The sequence below is a fragment of the Melioribacter sp. Ez-97 genome (genome assembly GCF_051488665.1).
Classification (GTDB): Bacteria; Bacteroidota; Ignavibacteria; order Ignavibacteriales; family Melioribacteraceae; genus Melioribacter.
On sequence record NZ_JBPSEG010000008.1, the window covers coordinates 59,638 to 74,430 of the forward strand.

A 14,793-nucleotide genomic window follows, 5' to 3' on the forward strand; every position below is an offset into this window, starting at 1 on the left:
AGTGGATTTCGACGATTTACCTTGGTATAAATCGATCGTTTATTTCACGCTCGACGATGTGCAGTTTACGGCTAAAATTAATTCTGTAACAGAGCTTCGCGTTAACGAAAATATCGATATGTATCTGGAACTTGATCGTCTCCATTTCTTCGATAAAGATACGGAGCTCAGATTAAGCTGATAATTGTAAGTCCCTTACCTCAAAAACTTATTCTGAAACATAAATCCGCGTTTAATGGTCATATTGTTCGGAATTTCCTTATTTTTGCATAATCAATTTCGGAGGCAGTATGGACAGAATTCCTTGTTTTAAAGCTTACGACATCAGAGGTAAAGTTCCTTCTGAATTGAATGCCGATTTGGCTTATAAGGTAGGCAGGGCGCTCGCAAAGTATCTCGATGCAAAGTTAATTGTTATCGGTCGCGACGTTCGACCTTCTTCTCCGGAATTATCGGATGCGCTGGCAAAAGGACTTACGGACGCAGGATGCGACGTCATCGATATCGGTTTGTGCGGTACGGAAATGATTTATTTTGCAACGCCTCATTTTAATGCAGACGGCGGCGTAATGATTACTGCCAGCCATAATCCGCCCGAATATAACGGACTTAAATTTGTCAGGGAAGGCTCCAAACCGCTCGGATACGATTCGGGTTTGAACGAAGTTGAAAAAATGATACTAAATGACGATTTGGGTGAAATTGCCGAAGTTAAAGGAACGGTACAGAAGAAAGATATAATGGAAGAGTTTATCAGTCATTTAAATAAATTCTACAACCCGGAAAAGATTTCTCCGTTCAAAGTGGTTGTAAACGCAGGAAACGGATGCGTCGGTCCGGCATTAGACCGTCTGGAAAAACTGCTGCCGATAAAAATGGTAAAAGTATTTCATGAACCGGATCCCGGATTTCCGAACGGAGTTCCGAATCCGTTGCTGCCCGAGAATCGTCAACCTACAATCAACGCTATTAAAGAGAGCGGAGCCGACCTGGGCGTCGCGTGGGACGGAGACTACGACCGATGCTTTTTCTTCGACGAACACGGCAATTTTATCGAAGGATATTATATTGTTGCATTGTTAGCTAAATCGATTTTACGCAATCATCCGGGCGAAAAAATCGTTTATGACCCGCGTTTAACATGGAATACTATCGACGTAGTTACAAAAGCCGGCGGAGTGCCGGTTATTTCCAAGAGCGGGCATGCTTTTATCAAACAAAAGATGAGAGAAGTTAACGCCGTATACGGAGGCGAAATGTCGGCTCACCATTACTTCAGGGAAAATTCTTACTCCGACAGCGGATTGATTCCGTTCTTATTGATTCTGCAGCTCCTTTCCGAAGAGAATGCCAAATTATCCGAACTCGTAGGAGAAATGATTAAAGCGTATCCGTGCTCGGGCGAAATTAATTCCAAGATTTCCGACCCGGCAGGCAAACTGATTGCAATTAAAGAAAAATACAGCGACGGAAAGATTGACGAGCTCGACGGCGTAAGCGTAGAATATCCCGACTGGCGTTTTAATGTGAGAATGAGCAATACGGAGCCCCTGCTGAGACTCAATGTGGAGGCAAAAGGGGACATCGAATTAATGCGCAAAAAAACGGAAGAATTGCTTAATTTTATCAGAAGCTAAAACATTTTATTTGGTGCGCCGTCTAAAATGCACAATAAATAAGGGAGAATTATCATGCGCGAACAGGAAAAGCCGATTGATGTGGATAAATTGCTGCAAAACAAACTTAAAGGCGTTAGCGTTAATACGCTCGAGAATGCAATTGCAAAAGTAATAAGCGATTTGGTGGGCGAGGATTATAAATGCACAATCAGCGAAGTCAAATATACGCTTTTCAGCGGAGCCGACTTTCACGTAAAAGTTGAATTGACTTATAATCCTAACGAATAAAAATTTTTCGGAAGCGCGGATATTCGTATCCGCGCATTTCTTTTTCCCCTTATATGCAGACCAGAGTTAAAATATGCTGCATCAATTCGATTGACGAAGCAAGAATGGCAATAGAATTCGGAGCTTCGGCAATCGGATTGGTGGGCTATATGCCGAGCGGTCCGGGCGTTATTTCCGACGGCTTAATACGTGAAATAGCGTCAAAAATTCCTCCGCCTGTATCAACCTTTTTGCTTACAAGCGAAACATCCGCCGATAAAATTATTGAGCATCATTCCAGAACGCACACTGCCGCAATCCAAATTGTCGACGAAGTTGAAACAGGCGTCTACGCTTCGATAAGGAAAGAACTTCCGTCAGTGAAAATCGTTCAGGCAGTGCATGTAACCGGAGAAGAATCAATCGATAGAGCCGTCAAGATATCGGAATATGTCGACCTTATTCTTCTCGACAGCGGCAATCCGGATCTTAAAATTAAGGAACTCGGAGGAACGGGAAGAACCCACAATTGGAAAATCAGCCGTAAAATAGTCGATCAATCGAAAACGCCCGTTTTCCTTGCGGGCGGTTTAAATCCGGATAATATTAAACGGGCTGTCGAAGAAGTGAATCCGTTTGGAGTCGACGTATGCAGCGGCGTAAGAACCGACGGAAATCTCGATCCGTACAAGCTTGAGAAATTCTTCGCCGCCATATCTTAAAAATTTCTTTCCGCCGCTTTTTTCAGAACGTCGATTGTTCTGTCGATTTCGTCTTTGGTATTGTAAAAGTGCGGCGAAAAACGGATTAAACCTTGTCTCAGCGAACAATGAATCTCATTCCTTTCAAGCTCTTCGAATATTTTTTCCGGATTGTCGACCTGTATTGTGACTATCCCCGCACGATTGCTTTCGGGAGTATTTTTTAGAACGGGCTCAAAACCCGAGTCGGACAATTGTTCGATAAAGTAGTTTGTATTGTCAAGAATCCTTTTTTCGATGTTTTCTATTCCGTATTTAGTAAAGATGTCAAGCATGGCGTCGAAGAGAGCAACGCCGAGCGAATTCATCGTGCCGTTTTGAAACCGGTCTGCGTCTTTTTTCAGAGCAAGGTTGTAGTCCAGCAAGTTCCATGCGTCTTCAACTGAAGTCCACCCAACGAATCTCTGATCAATTTTTTCCTGCAGTTCTTCAGAAATATAAAAATATGCCAAACCTTCCATCGACATCAACCACTTTTGAGTTCCGCCGGTTAAAAAATCAGCGTTATATTTTACGACGTCAGTATCAATAACGCCTACGCCCTGGATTGCATCGACGCAAAAAATTATTCCTTTATTCCTGCATAGTTTGCCGATCTCTTCGATGTTTGCCCGGTAACCGGTAAGGAACTGCACCGAGCTTATCGAAATTAATTTTGTTCTCGGAGTTATTGCTTTTTCAATATCCTCAAGGTCAACCATTCCGTTCCGGTTTTTTACGAACGTTATTTCCACTCCGTATTTTTTCAAATTCAAAAACGGATAGACATTCGACGGAAATTCCAGATCGTTAATAATTATTTGGTCGCCGGTTTTCCAGCTGAGTCCCTGCGCTAGTATGTTGAGACTGTTCGATACGTTATCCGTCCATGCAATTCTGGAACTTTTTGTATTGAGCAGACGCGCAAGTTTGGCTTTTGCCGAGGCGTTCCATCTCAGAAAAAATTTGAAATTCTCGATTTTGTCGCCGCTCCTCTGGCGAGCGTACAATTCAAGCCTTTCCAGCAAAGGTTTCGACCATGGTCCCAGAGCCGCGTGATTGAAGTAGATTTGTCCTGTCTTTAAATGAGGAAAAAGATTCCTGATTTCGTTTATATCCATAATTTTTGTTCCAGGCTATTAAAAAAAATTTTTTCGATCCGATAATAAATCAGAGATTCGGGAATAATAAAATGAACAAGTTATTGGAATTAGCCGCTGCGTTTTACGGAGTTTTGATACCGAAGAGATATAAGGAAAAGTTCTGCAAATTAGTGATCGAATATCTCGACGAACGCTACTCCGTCGAAACCGCAATCGGAATGGCGTTAAGAAAACTGAAATTGAACTAATAAAAAGGGCTAGTTGACCCATTGTTATTGGAAGCCCCGCAGTGCGGGGCTGGCTGTTTTTAATTTATATTCCTTTCGAGAATTTCTTCCATCATATCCATCACTCTATTCATCTTAGCCATTGTAAGATCGAATGCTTCCGACGAAAGCGGATCGATGCCCGCTTTTCTGATTAAATCGATCGGATATTCGGAACTGCCGCCTTTCAATATATGATAGAATTTGTCTACCGCAGGCTGACCTTCTTTAACGATTTTTTCGGCAAAGGCTGTGGCAAAAATTAAAGAAGTCGAATATTGGTATACATAATATGTATAGTGCACAAAATGGGGAATGTATGCCCATTCGTATGCTACGTAAGGATCGACAATGCAAACTCCTTCGTCGTTGCCGTAATATTTTTTGACTATATCGTAATAAATATTACTCAAATCGTCGCCTGTGAGCGGCTCGCCGTTTTCCACTCTTTTGTGAATTTCCCATTCGAATTCTGCAAATGAAGTTTGTCGGAAGATTGTGGTTCTGAGCAGATCGAGATAAGAACCCAACAGATAAAGTTTCTCTTCGTCGGATTTGACATTATTTACCATATAGTTGTTTAGCAGTGTTTCGTTTATCGTCGAAGCAATCTCGGCGACAAAGATAGAGTATTGGGAATTTACGAACGGCTGATGTTTGTTGGAAAAATAGCTGTGCATCGTATGACCCAATTCGTGAGCAAGAGTCGATACCGATTCGTAGTCGTCCGTCCAATTCATAAGTATGTACGGATGGTAGTCGTAAGCCGCGCCGGAAGAATAAGCTCCGCTGCGTTTTCCTTTATTCGGAATAAAATCGATCCATCTTTCTTTGAATGCTTTTTTAACCGTGTTGACGTATTCTTCGCCCATCGGTTTGAAAACGTCGAGTAACAATTTCTGACCTTCTTCCACGTTGTATTTGAAATCGACGGATTTTACGAGCGGAGTATAAAGATCGTAATAGTGAAGAGTGTCTACTCCGAGCATTCTTTTTTTCAGTTCGAGGAATCGATGAAGCGTCGGAAGATTTTTATGGATTTGTTCGATCAGGGTTTCGTATACGGAAACGGGTATGTTGTTGACGTTGAGAGAACTTTCCAGAGCCGAATTGTATTTTCTGTTCTTGGCGTAGAAATAATCGGCTTTTAACTTGCCGACCAAATTGGCGCCGATTGTATTTCTGAATTTCTTGTAATTTTCGAATGTAGATTGCATTACCAATTGACGGTCAGCCCTGTTTTCGACCGTTCTATATTTCGTATAGTTAGCCGAGGTCAATTCAATTTCCTCGCCGGTCGAAAGTTTAACTACCGCATTCGGTTTTTCGGCGTTGTCGAATATGCTGTATACTTCGCCCGGGGTCGAAGTCATCAAGCCCGCGCTTGCCAGTATGGCTTCCTCGTTTTCGGAAAGCGTATGATCTTCAAGCCGGAGTATGTCCGTCAAATAGAATCTGAATTCGTCCAATTCTTTTTTCTCGTCGAGGAATCGTTCAATTTTTTCCCGTCCCGCTTTCAGAATTTCGGGATTGACGAATGATGTGACTTCTGAAAATTTGGTGCCGAGCGTAGTAGCTTTTTGATTCAAAGCCTGGTTCGAACTTATTCTGAGGTCTTCATCGGCAACGCGGAATGCATAATCCGAAAGTTTGTAATAATCTTTCAACAGGTCAAAATAAGTTCGCAGCGCATTGTAAAGAACGTCCGCGCTTTTACCGAGAGCGCCTTTATACTGAGAGAATTTTTCGATTTCCGAATCGAGCCGGTCGTATTCTTTTTCCCAGTCTTCAATGCTTTTATAGAGTATTGAATTATCCCATTTGTATTTATCGGGCACTTCGTTTCTTTCGAGCGCCTGCGATTTACCGTTTTGAAGCATAGCAAATACCATTATTAATGTTAGAAAAATTTTGGCTTTCATAATAGTAATCCGTGTTTAATTTTCAAAATTATTCTCCTTTGCGCGCTCTGAGAGAATCCCAGATCATATAGACGCTTATTAAAGAAAACATAATGATTGCCAGCAATTCTGCGGCGTGCGATTCCTGCCACTCATGATTAACCCAATTATATCCTACATATCGGAGTATAGCGCTAAGAACTCCAAAGAGCGCGCCGCCTGCAATAAATCCGGAAGCTATCAGAGTTCCTCTTTCGCGGCGCGAGTTGTTTAATTGTTCGTCTTTACTGCGAGTCGAAACGAAGTGAGCAATTAAACCTCCGACAAGAAGAGGGGTGTTTAATTCCAGAGGAATATACATACCGAGAGCGAAGGGAAGCGCGGGAATTTTAATCATTGTAAGAATGAGCGCAAGAAGCGCGCCCGCAAGATAAAGAAGCCACGGCGCCGGTTGATTCGACATCAACGGCTTGATAACGGCTGCCATAGCGTTTGCCTGCGGAGCTACGAGCGCGTTTTCGCCGGTGAATCCGTATGTCTCGTTCAGTACCATTATAATCCATGCTACCGTAGCCGCGGAAAAAATTGTTCCGACGAATTTCCACCTCTCCTGTTTGTACGGCGAGGATCCCAGCCAGTAACCGATTTTGAGGTCCGTAATAAAAGCTCCCGCCTGCGACAACGCCGTGCAAACTACGCCGCCTATTATTAATGCGGACACCATTCCCGCAGGACCGGTCAATCCGACCGATACAAGCACTACGGATGAAAGTATCAAAGTCATTAACGTCATACCCGAAACGGGATTTGTTCCCACGATTGCGATTGCGGTTGCTGCAACGGTTGTAAAAAGGAATGATATAATTAAGACGATCAATAATCCGATAAGAGCATGAAACAGGTTATTTACAACTCCGAAAAAGAAGAATATGAAGATTAGAATAGTTGTAATAAAAAGTCCGACGAAAATAATCTTCATCGGTAAATCTCTTTGGGTTCGTTCGCTGTCCTCGTTAACTTTTTTCCCGAAGAGTTCCTGAAATCCGAGCGAGAATGCTTTTTTAATAATACCCGACGAGCGGATAATTCCGATAAATCCAGCCATTGCGATGCCGCCGATACCGATATGGCGCACATAACTTCTGAAAATCTGTTCGGCTGACATATCCTTGATCAATAAACTTATGTTTGCTCCGATCGGAGTGGTTATATAATCGCCGAAGTAAGCAATAACCGGAATAATTACAAACCACGATAGAAAAGAGCCCGCGGTAATCAAAGCCGAATATTTCAATCCGATAATGTATCCGAGTCCGAGTATTGCCGAACTTACGCTTAATCTGAATTCGAGTTTGATTTTATCGGCAATCGACTGTCCGACGGGAATTACTTTAGTAGTAAACAGTTCGCTCCACCAGCCGAAAGTAGCCACGACGAAATCGTAAATACCGCCGATTAAACCTGCAACCACCAGCACGATTGCGTGTTTGCCGCCTTTTTCGCCCGCTACCAGAACTTCGGTCGTTGCGGTAGCTTCGGGAAAAGGAAATTTACCGTGCATTTCGGATACAAAATATTTTCTGAACGGAATAAGAAAAAGTATGCCGAGAAAACCGCCCAGAGCCGACGCCAGAAAAATCTTATAAAATTCGGCTTCCAGTTCAAGTATGTAGAGAGCGGGAATCGTAAATATTGCCCCGGCTACGATTGTGCCCGATGTCGCGCCGATCGACTGAATGATTACATTCTGTCCGAGCGCGCCTTTCTTTCTCAATGCCGCTGAAAGACCGACCGCAAGTATTGCAATAGGAATTGCAGCTTCGAAAACCTGTCCGATTTTTAATCCCAGATAAGCCGCCGCTGCGGTAAAAATAATCGCCATTATAATTCCGGTAACGACCGAGTAGGGAGTTACTTCCGGATATTCTTTGTCCGAAAGCATAACCGGAATATATTTTTCGCCGGGTTTTAATTCCCTGTAGGCGTTCGACGGGAGTCCGTTTGTGTTTGGAGTCTCGTTCATACATTGCTCCTGTTTTTATTAGGATTGTATTTATGGTACATCAATAACTGTCGTTCAATTTGCTATAGTCGAGCTCCGAGCCCAGAGCGCTGTGGGGAATAAGATAAACTATGAACATCAGTAACGCCGCCCCGATTACCCATCTTTCCGGTCTCGGAGATTTTTTCAATTTCAGATATGCAATAATCCAGCCGAGCATTGCAACGAGAGTCTTATTGTCTGTTAAATCGTATCCGAACGGAAAGCCGGTCCAGAATTCTCCGAAAGCGTAATATTGCATAAGAGGTCCGAGAATAAAACCGCCTGCAAACAAAAGAATTATTGTAGTTAGCGTGTAAAATTTCAAATTCCCGTTTTTAACAAAACCTTCCATGCCCGCCCGCGCGCCGAATAACATAGCCGAAAACATGATGATCACGTGCGGAATCAATACGCCTGCAGGCACGTCGCCTTTGAAACGAATTACAACCGTTTTGTCCGGAGGAAGATAAATCGATTCATTTTTATTGTGGAGTGCAATATAATATTCGAGTTTGCCCGCCGGAGGCTGTTTTGGCAAAAAGGCTGTAAGAATCGAGTCGCCCGCCATTTCAACTTTATTGTAATCTTTATCGAATTTATACCTGCGCCAGAAAAGCGTTCCGGTTATTCCTCCGCCTTTTGTATCGATTGAAATTTGATAATCGCCTGCAGAGCTGTGGCTTCTGAGCAATTTGTATTCAATTGTTCTGCCGGCAAATTCAATTTTGTTCTTGTAAGGATAGGTGGGTCCGGTCACTCGCTGATAGACCGCCGACGATGCCGTTATTAAAAAAGCAATAATCCAGAATAGTAGTTTTTTCGATTTTGTCATAACGTCTTTGTAATGATAAATTAAACTTATGAAATCCGTCAGATTTAACCAAAGAAACCGACCCGTTTATCAATCATTTACGAGCCAGGCATTTATTGTTTTTATTATTGTATCTCTTGAAATGCTTGCACCAGACAGCGAGGTCTTTTCTGCAGGCTCCGATTGCTTCGGGATTTGTAAAATCGGCAAATTTACACGTGTAATCACAGAAAAGAGGGAATTCGTTATCATCCGGTTTATTTTTCTTTTTACCCATCGTAATTACCCGTTTATTATGATAAAGTTTGTTATTTTTGAAAAACAATAATAACGGGAAATATACGGAATGTTCAACAGAAATAAATTTTTGCGTGATTCTTTGCAGGAAAGCGCGGAAACGAAAATAAAAATAGAAAAAGAATGCGCCGCGGATATTTTTAAAGCAGCCGACTTGATAAAAGAAGCTTATGGCAAAGGCAGGAAAGTATTGTTATGCGGCAACGGAGGCAGCGCAGCCGACAGCCAGCATATTGCAACAGAATTAATGGTGCGGCTCAGTCATCATATCGAAAGACCCGCTTTGCCCGCGGTTGCGTTGACTACCGATTCGTCGAATTTGACGGCGGGCGGAAACGATATCGGTTTCGAAAATATTTTTGCGCGTAATGTGGAAGGACTCGGCAGCGAGGGAGATATTCTTATTGCAATTTCAACGAGCGGCAATTCCGTTAATGTTATCAAAGCAGTGGATATGGCAAAGAAAAAAGGACTGAAATCGATCGGTCTGCTCGGAGGAAGCGGCGGCAAATTAAAATCGCTGGTCGACACAGCGATTGTCGTCCCTTCGGATAATGTTCAAAGGATTCAGGAAGGGCATATTACAATCGCGCATATAATCTGCGAAATTGTAGAAAACGAATTATTCGGGTAGGAATATCATTCGATTAGCTCGCCTTCTTCAAACAACTGTTCGCCGATTAGATTGCCTTCGGGATCGTAAGTAAAAACTTTCCCGTTAATCATGTTGTCTTTGTAAGTAATAAAATCTGCGAGCGTTCCGCCGGGGTGATAATATTTGGAAATGCCCTGCCGTATGCCGTCTTTGAAATGTTCTTCGGCTTTTATATCTCCGTTTTTGTAGAATGTTTTCACGTCGCCGGAGAGTCTGTCGTTTTTATAAAACATAACGCTTTTTAATTCTCCGGTGGAATAATATGTTTTGGCTTCGCCCTCGCGAATTCCGTTTACGTAATTAATCTCGGCTTTTTTAACGCCGTCTTCATCGAATAAAACTGCGATGCCGTTTTTCATTCCGAAGTTGAAATTAACTGTCTCTTTCAAAATGCCGCCGTCGTAATAAAACCTCGCTTCGCCTTCCGGCTGACCGGAGTTGTAATAGATTTCTTCTTTTATAAATCCGGAATCGTAAAAACGGAGAATCTTTCCGTCGAGTTTGCCTTCTTTGAAATTAAGCATAGCCCGGAGCGCGCCGTTGTCGTAATATTCCGAAAAACTTTCTTCGATTTTGTCGAACTTACCGCCCACGTCGTATCTTACGCGTTTTACAATTTGTCCGTTGTAGTAAGTGTCGATTACTTTTATGGAGCCGTCTGGATAATAAAAATAAGAATTTCCGTCGAGCCGGTCGTTTTTATAGTTGGCTTCGAGGGCAATCACCCCGAAGTCGTAATAAACTCGGCTGATTCCTTCGAGTTTGTCGTCCACGTAATTCCTCTCGACTTCGAGCTGCCCGTTTTCGTAAAATATTTTGGAGACGCCGTTCAATTTTCCGTTCTTGTAGCTCCAGATGCCCTGAACCGCGCCGCTTTTGTAATAAGTTTTACTGAAACCTTCCAGCTTGTCGTTTACATAATTAGGTTCCGCCCACAATTCTCCCGTCTCGTAGTACCATCGTGAAATTCCTTCCAGCTTGCCGTTGACGTAATTCCATTCCATGCTCTTCGTTCCGTCTTCGAAATACCAAACGGAAATTCCTTCTTCGAGACCGTTTTTGAAATACCATTCTTTCCATAACTGACCGCTCTCGTAATATTCACGGTAGACGCCTTCTTTTTTTCCGTCGACGTAATATCCTTCGGATTTAATCCGTCCGTTTTCATAGTATTCTTTTCTGAGTTCGGGTTTTGTTTGTCCGTAAAAGATTGTCGCAATAAAGAAGAAGAATATTATTTTTATTAATTTGCGCTTCATAATCGGAGTCAAATTTGTCGGGACAAATATAAAGCTAATAAAATTAAATAGGTAATAAGCATGCACGTTGTTAAAAGGATAATACGATTTTACGATTCGGACCCCGCCGGAGTTTTATTCTTCGGAAATTTGTTCGGATATTTTCACTCAGCATACGAGGATTTTTTGGCAAGCAGTCATTTGAAGGAATATTTTACGGGAGAGAGAATCCTGCTGCCTGTAATTCATTCCGAAGCCGATTTTCATAAACCGTTAAGACCGTTCGATACGGTAACCATAAACTTAAGCGTAGCGAACATAAAAGAATCTTCTTACGAAATAAACTACGAAGTTTATAACGAAAGGGAGGAGCTGGCGGCAAAGGGACGCACCGTTCATGTAGCTGTCGACGCCGATTTTAAGAAGATTAAAATTCCCGACGACCTTCGACAATTGCTTGAATTACACTTGATTCAATAGCTTAAATAATTTCTCCGGATTAATTTTTCCCATTTCGTTCCTGGGAATTTTAGGAAGGAAGTAAATTTTTTTCGGAATTTTGAACGACGCGAGAAAAGATTTTAAATCTTCTTTAATATTTGCTTCCGATATTTCATAGTTTTTCCCGACAACCACTGCGGCTGAAATCCGGCTGCCCCATTTTTCATCTTGCTCCGCAAACACATAAGCGTCGGAAATATATTCGAGTTTTGTCAATCCGTTTAATACGTCTGCCGAGCTAACGTTAACTCCCCCGGTTATAATTATATCGTCCCGGCGTCCTTCGACGTAAAGAAATCCTTCGTTGTCTAAAAATCCAATGTCGCCAGTACGAAAATATTCTTCGGTACGATAAGTTTCTTCCGGATAAAAAGTCCCGACAAAATTAGACGGCGATTTAATGCAAATTTCACCGCGCTCTCCTGGCGGCAGAAATTTGTCGTCTTGCATTATTGCGATTTGACACCCGGGCATTGGTCTGCCCGAGGAAGCGATTTTGTCTTTGTGTTTACGAGCTTCGAGCGCCGCTACCATTGAGCACGTTTCGGTGGATCCGTAAACCTTAACGATATTCCATCCGTATTCGAGAACTCTGTTCACTAATCGGGATTCGGCGGCGGCTCCGCCGAGGAAAACGGTTTTTGCAGCCGGTCGAATATTCTCGTCGATCAATATTTTTAATTGCGTAGGCACCAACGACAAAAAATCGAAAGTCTCTTCTTTCAGTAATTTTTTTGTATGTTCAAAAGACGGTTCCGGCATCAGCATAATTTTGTGCTTTAAGAGAAGAGCTCGGCAGAGTATCATAAAACCGCCGATGTGATAAAGCGGAAGAGACGCCAGCCAGCGGGATTCTTCGGCAGGATGGAAAAACTCCGAAAATGAGAGCGCGCTGTTGTATATTGTATCGAAAGTATGAATAATTCCTTTCGGTTTGCCGCTGCTTCCCGAAGTCAAAATAATCGCTGCGGGCTTTGACGAATCAAACGGCGCCGGCTTAATTTCTTCTCCGGTTTTATTGTGAAATATCGAATCAATCCGGATGGCGGGAATATCTTCTTCTGATTCAACGGCTTTATCGTCACAGAGAAGTAAATCGGGTTTGATATTCTTTATTAATTCGGCAGATTCTTTTTCGGCAAGCCGGTAATTGATTGGAATAACGACAGCTCCCGCATACCAAAGGGCGTTTACTATCAGGAAAAAATCCAATTGATTTTTCGATAATAGCGCAACTTTCGAACCTTCTTTTATGCCGATGGAATTTAAAGATCGGACAATATTTGTTACTCTTTCATTAATTTCCCCGTAAGTGTATTGCCGCCCTTCGTATTCAACGGCGATTGAGTCCGGAGAATTTCGGACTGCAGAAAGAAGCCAATGATTATTTTTCTTTGTCAATTTTCTTCTGTATCCGGGTTTCTATCGAGTTATATACTTTTTCAAAATTTCCTGATAAAGCGGAATAATCGAACCGGATTTTTCCGCTTTCGAGCGGAAAAGGATCGTAGAACGAAGTATCCGTCAAATCGTACACGTCGAGACCGTGGGCTGTTTCCATAGGAGCAAAAGAGGAAATAAACGCCAGGACGGATTTACCTAACGAGGTTTCGAATGCGGACGAGATTACGATTTGCTTATTTAGTTTACGGGCATAATCGATTAAATCGATAGTATTAAAAACGCCGAAACGAATCGAAGGTTTGACGACGATCTGTTTGACGTCGCTGTTACTAAGAATATTTAAAGTTTCGTCGAGAGAGGGTAAGGTTTGATCGAGGACAACGGAGATTTTGCTCTCCTTGGCTAATTTCAGGTTGTCCTCGAGGCTGTCTGCCGGGTCTTCTATATATTCGATATTGAAATCAGTTAATAAAGGGAGTCTTTCCAATGCTGTATGGTAATCCCACTTGCCGTTAATGTCGAGCCGAAGCGCTATAGAGTCGCCGTAATGAGAATCAATTCTTTTTAATAATTTCAAATCTTCTTCAAAATCTTTTCTTCCCGCTTTAATTTTAATAACGCCGAAACCCGCTTTTACTTTTTCCTCAATTTTTTTCAATGTCCCTTCTATATCGTCCAAATCGATAATCGCATTGACATTAATAATACGTTTACCTTGAAAGGGCTTAAAAAAGTTTTTTTGTTGTTTCAGAAGATAAAACAACAGCGGCTGTTCCAAAGCGTAGCGGAGCGTATCTTCGATGCAAATTTTTTTCAGATAATCGACGGCGTCAGCCGGCTGCGTGGGCAGCTCCCGAATGATTGAATTCAGACTGCTAATTATTTTTTCCGGATCCGAATCGTATGAGACGCTTGCTTCTCCGAAAGAAGCATAACTGTTGTCGATGTTGAATTTAATTATTAAAAAGTCTTTCTTGTCGAAAGAAGCGGATGCGTTTGAAAATCTTTTTTTGAATTTGAGCGTGTATTTAAAGTATTTATCTATACCGATTTTCATAAGAGTATACCCGCCGCAAACAGAATTCCGTAAATTGCGGAAAGTTTTGCGGTAAGTTCGAGAGTGCGATTTAATTCTTTCCCTTTTAAAGTAAAAATCATCCGGATTAATTTTATCGACAGCGGCAGACTCAACAAAGGCAAAAATACCGTAAGAGTATTTTTATACGTAAAGTATACAACGAACAGGACGGCATACGAAAGAATCATAAAAAAAACGTATTGATACCGGGTGAACTTTTCGCCCATTAATACAGCCAGTGTTTTCTTTCCGTTCATTCGGTCTTCTTCTCTGTCGCGATAATTATTGACGACGAGAATATTTGTAATCAAAGCTCCTACAGGCACGGAAGCCCAGAATGCAAAAGGAGAAATTCGACCTGCCTGAACATAATATGTGCCCGTTGTGCCAACGAGTCCGAAAAACAGGAATACCGCTATATCCCCTAAACCGTTATAAGCCAATGGCAGAGGTCCGGCGGTATATGCAATTCCCGCCAGGATCGAAACAATACCGATAACCAATATTAGCCAGCCGCCGAGATAAACCAGATAAAGTCCCATCAGGAAACTGAGCCCGAATGTAAGCGCTACGGCAATCTTCATTTCGCGAACCGATATTAAACCGGAAGCGACCGCCCTTTGCGGACCTGTTCTATCTTTATTGTCGGCGCCGTGTAAATAATCGTAAAGGTCGTTGGCAAAGTTTGTGCCTATTTGAATTAAGAGAGAGCAGAGCAGCGTAAAAAGAGCCGCTGTGGGATTGAATACTCCGTCGTATACGGCAATTGAAGCGCCTACGAGAACGGGCACAACGGCAGCCGGTAATGTTTTGGGGCGGCTTGCAAGTATCCACGCGTCAAATTTCGATACGGCGGTAGAACTGTTCAT

At 42.4% G+C, this 14,793-nt stretch carries 16 protein-coding genes; 7 read left to right on the top strand and 9 right to left on the bottom strand.

From position 1 onward, the window contains the following. Window position 1: 1 nt before the first annotated feature. The 4 genes from ACSSWA_RS10145 (at window position 2) to ACSSWA_RS10160 (ending at window position 2,608) form a co-directional block, all read left to right on the top strand. Window positions 2-181, top strand: a complete 180-nt coding sequence (locus ACSSWA_RS10145; protein WP_437356455.1) for a hypothetical protein — start codon at window positions 2-4, stop codon at window positions 179-181. Window positions 182-290: 109 nt separating this feature from the next. Beyond that, window positions 291-1,637, top strand: a complete 1,347-nt coding sequence (locus tag ACSSWA_RS10150) for a phosphomannomutase (RefSeq protein ID WP_437356456.1) — start codon at window positions 291-293, stop codon at window positions 1,635-1,637. A gap of 54 nt (window positions 1,638-1,691) precedes the next feature. Beyond that, on the top strand, window positions 1,692-1,907 hold the full coding sequence (locus ACSSWA_RS10155) for a hypothetical protein (protein ID WP_437356457.1): 216 nt from the start codon (window positions 1,692-1,694) through the stop codon (window positions 1,905-1,907). A 53-nt stretch (window positions 1,908-1,960) separates the two neighbouring features. Further along, entirely contained in the window at window positions 1,961-2,608 is a 648-nt protein-coding gene (locus tag ACSSWA_RS10160) for a phosphoribosylanthranilate isomerase (protein WP_437356458.1), read from the top strand. Here the strand turns inward: ACSSWA_RS10160 and ACSSWA_RS10165 are convergent. Next, window positions 2,605-3,747: an aminotransferase class V-fold PLP-dependent enzyme gene (locus ACSSWA_RS10165; RefSeq protein ID WP_437356459.1), complete on the bottom strand. Its 1,143-nt coding sequence runs from the start codon at window positions 3,745-3,747 to the stop codon at window positions 2,605-2,607. The two genes, ACSSWA_RS10160 and ACSSWA_RS10165, sit on opposite strands and share 4 nt — an antisense overlap. Before the next feature lie 71 nt (window positions 3,748-3,818). On the opposite strand from ACSSWA_RS10165, the gene ACSSWA_RS10170 reads away from it, so the two are divergent. Next, window positions 3,819-3,977, top strand: a complete 159-nt coding sequence (locus tag ACSSWA_RS10170) for a hypothetical protein (protein ID WP_437356460.1) — start codon at window positions 3,819-3,821, stop codon at window positions 3,975-3,977. 59 nt (window positions 3,978-4,036) lie between these two features. On the opposite strand, the gene pepF is transcribed toward ACSSWA_RS10170, so the two are convergent. The 4 genes from pepF to ACSSWA_RS10190 form a co-directional block, all read right to left on the bottom strand. Further along, entirely contained in the window at window positions 4,037-5,917 is a 1,881-nt protein-coding gene (gene pepF, locus ACSSWA_RS10175) for an oligoendopeptidase F (RefSeq protein WP_437356461.1), read from the bottom strand. Window positions 5,918-5,945: 28 nt separating this feature from the next. After that, window positions 5,946-7,919 carry an OPT family oligopeptide transporter gene (locus ACSSWA_RS10180; RefSeq protein ID WP_437356462.1) on the bottom strand — a complete coding sequence of 658 codons (1,974 nt, stop codon included), beginning with the start codon at window positions 7,917-7,919 and terminating at the stop codon, window positions 5,946-5,948. A gap of 40 nt (window positions 7,920-7,959) precedes the next feature. Next, complete coding sequence (locus tag ACSSWA_RS10185) at window positions 7,960-8,772, bottom strand: hypothetical protein (protein WP_437356463.1); 813 nt, start codon at window positions 8,770-8,772, stop codon at window positions 7,960-7,962. Window positions 8,773-8,845: 73 nt separating this feature from the next. Beyond that, window positions 8,846-9,028: a hypothetical protein gene (locus ACSSWA_RS10190; RefSeq protein ID WP_437356464.1), complete on the bottom strand. Its 183-nt coding sequence runs from the start codon at window positions 9,026-9,028 to the stop codon at window positions 8,846-8,848. A gap of 69 nt (window positions 9,029-9,097) precedes the next feature. Between ACSSWA_RS10190 and ACSSWA_RS10195 the strand changes: the two genes are divergently transcribed. Beyond that, window positions 9,098-9,682 carry a D-sedoheptulose-7-phosphate isomerase gene (locus ACSSWA_RS10195; RefSeq protein WP_437356465.1) on the top strand — a complete coding sequence of 195 codons (585 nt, stop codon included), beginning with the start codon at window positions 9,098-9,100 and terminating at the stop codon, window positions 9,680-9,682. Window positions 9,683-9,687: 5 nt separating this feature from the next. Here ACSSWA_RS10195 and ACSSWA_RS10200 read toward each other — a convergent pair whose 3' ends face one another. After that, window positions 9,688-10,962 (bottom strand): toxin-antitoxin system YwqK family antitoxin, encoded by a 1,275-nt coding sequence (locus tag ACSSWA_RS10200; RefSeq protein WP_437356466.1) that lies wholly within the window; start codon window positions 10,960-10,962, stop codon window positions 9,688-9,690. 60 nt (window positions 10,963-11,022) lie between these two features. Here ACSSWA_RS10200 and ACSSWA_RS10205 point away from each other — a divergent pair, with 60 nt between their 5' ends. Next, on the top strand, window positions 11,023-11,421 hold the full coding sequence (locus tag ACSSWA_RS10205; protein WP_437356467.1) for an acyl-CoA thioesterase: 399 nt from the start codon (window positions 11,023-11,025) through the stop codon (window positions 11,419-11,421). Here the strand turns inward: ACSSWA_RS10205 and menE are convergent. Genes menE through ACSSWA_RS10220 form a run of 3 tightly spaced genes read right to left on the bottom strand, consistent with a single transcriptional unit; the run spans window position 11,404 to window position 14,793 of the window. Continuing rightward, the gene (gene menE / locus ACSSWA_RS10210; RefSeq protein WP_437356468.1) at window positions 11,404-12,843 is read right to left on the bottom strand and encodes an o-succinylbenzoate--CoA ligase; all 1,440 of its coding nucleotides are present in this window, start codon (window positions 12,841-12,843) and stop codon (window positions 11,404-11,406) included. The two genes, ACSSWA_RS10205 and menE, sit on opposite strands and share 18 nt — an antisense overlap. Continuing rightward, complete coding sequence (locus ACSSWA_RS10215; protein WP_437356469.1) at window positions 12,827-13,903, bottom strand: enolase C-terminal domain-like protein; 1,077 nt, start codon at window positions 13,901-13,903, stop codon at window positions 12,827-12,829. The genes menE and ACSSWA_RS10215 overlap by 17 nt, the downstream gene beginning before the upstream one ends. Beyond that, window positions 13,900-14,793, bottom strand: a complete 894-nt coding sequence (locus tag ACSSWA_RS10220; RefSeq protein ID WP_437356470.1) for a 1,4-dihydroxy-2-naphthoate polyprenyltransferase — start codon at window positions 14,791-14,793, stop codon at window positions 13,900-13,902. The genes ACSSWA_RS10215 and ACSSWA_RS10220 overlap by 4 nt, the downstream gene beginning before the upstream one ends.

What these genes read in the sequence shown, in the direction of transcription:
- ACSSWA_RS10150 (WP_437356456.1), top strand. Translation starts at nt 291, where the DNA reads ATGGACAGAATTCCTTGTTTTAAAGCTTACGACATCAGAGGTAAAGTT.
- ACSSWA_RS10155 (WP_437356457.1), top strand. Translation starts at nt 1,692, where the DNA reads ATGCGCGAACAGGAAAAGCCGATTGATGTGGATAAATTGCTGCAAAAC.
- ACSSWA_RS10160 (WP_437356458.1), top strand. Translation starts at nt 1,961, where the DNA reads ATGCAGACCAGAGTTAAAATATGCTGCATCAATTCGATTGACGAAGCA.
- ACSSWA_RS10165 (WP_437356459.1), bottom strand. Translation starts at nt 3,747, where the DNA reads ATGGATATAAACGAAATCAGGAATCTTTTTCCTCATTTAAAGACAGGA.
- ACSSWA_RS10170 (WP_437356460.1), top strand. Translation starts at nt 3,819, where the DNA reads ATGAACAAGTTATTGGAATTAGCCGCTGCGTTTTACGGAGTTTTGATA.
- pepF (WP_437356461.1), bottom strand. Translation starts at nt 5,917, where the DNA reads ATGAAAGCCAAAATTTTTCTAACATTAATAATGGTATTTGCTATGCTT.
- ACSSWA_RS10180 (WP_437356462.1), bottom strand. Translation starts at nt 7,919, where the DNA reads ATGAACGAGACTCCAAACACAAACGGACTCCCGTCGAACGCCTACAGG.
- ACSSWA_RS10185 (WP_437356463.1), bottom strand. Translation starts at nt 8,772, where the DNA reads ATGACAAAATCGAAAAAACTACTATTCTGGATTATTGCTTTTTTAATA.
- ACSSWA_RS10190 (WP_437356464.1), bottom strand. Translation starts at nt 9,028, where the DNA reads ATGGGTAAAAAGAAAAATAAACCGGATGATAACGAATTCCCTCTTTTC.
- ACSSWA_RS10195 (WP_437356465.1), top strand. Translation starts at nt 9,098, where the DNA reads ATGTTCAACAGAAATAAATTTTTGCGTGATTCTTTGCAGGAAAGCGCG.
- ACSSWA_RS10200 (WP_437356466.1), bottom strand. Translation starts at nt 10,962, where the DNA reads ATGAAGCGCAAATTAATAAAAATAATATTCTTCTTCTTTATTGCGACA.
- ACSSWA_RS10205 (WP_437356467.1), top strand. Translation starts at nt 11,023, where the DNA reads ATGCACGTTGTTAAAAGGATAATACGATTTTACGATTCGGACCCCGCC.
- ACSSWA_RS10215 (WP_437356469.1), bottom strand. Translation starts at nt 13,903, where the DNA reads ATGAAAATCGGTATAGATAAATACTTTAAATACACGCTCAAATTCAAA.
- ACSSWA_RS10220 (WP_437356470.1), bottom strand. Translation starts at nt 14,793, where the DNA reads ATGAACAGTTCTACCGCCGTATCGAAATTTGACGCGTGGATACTTGCA.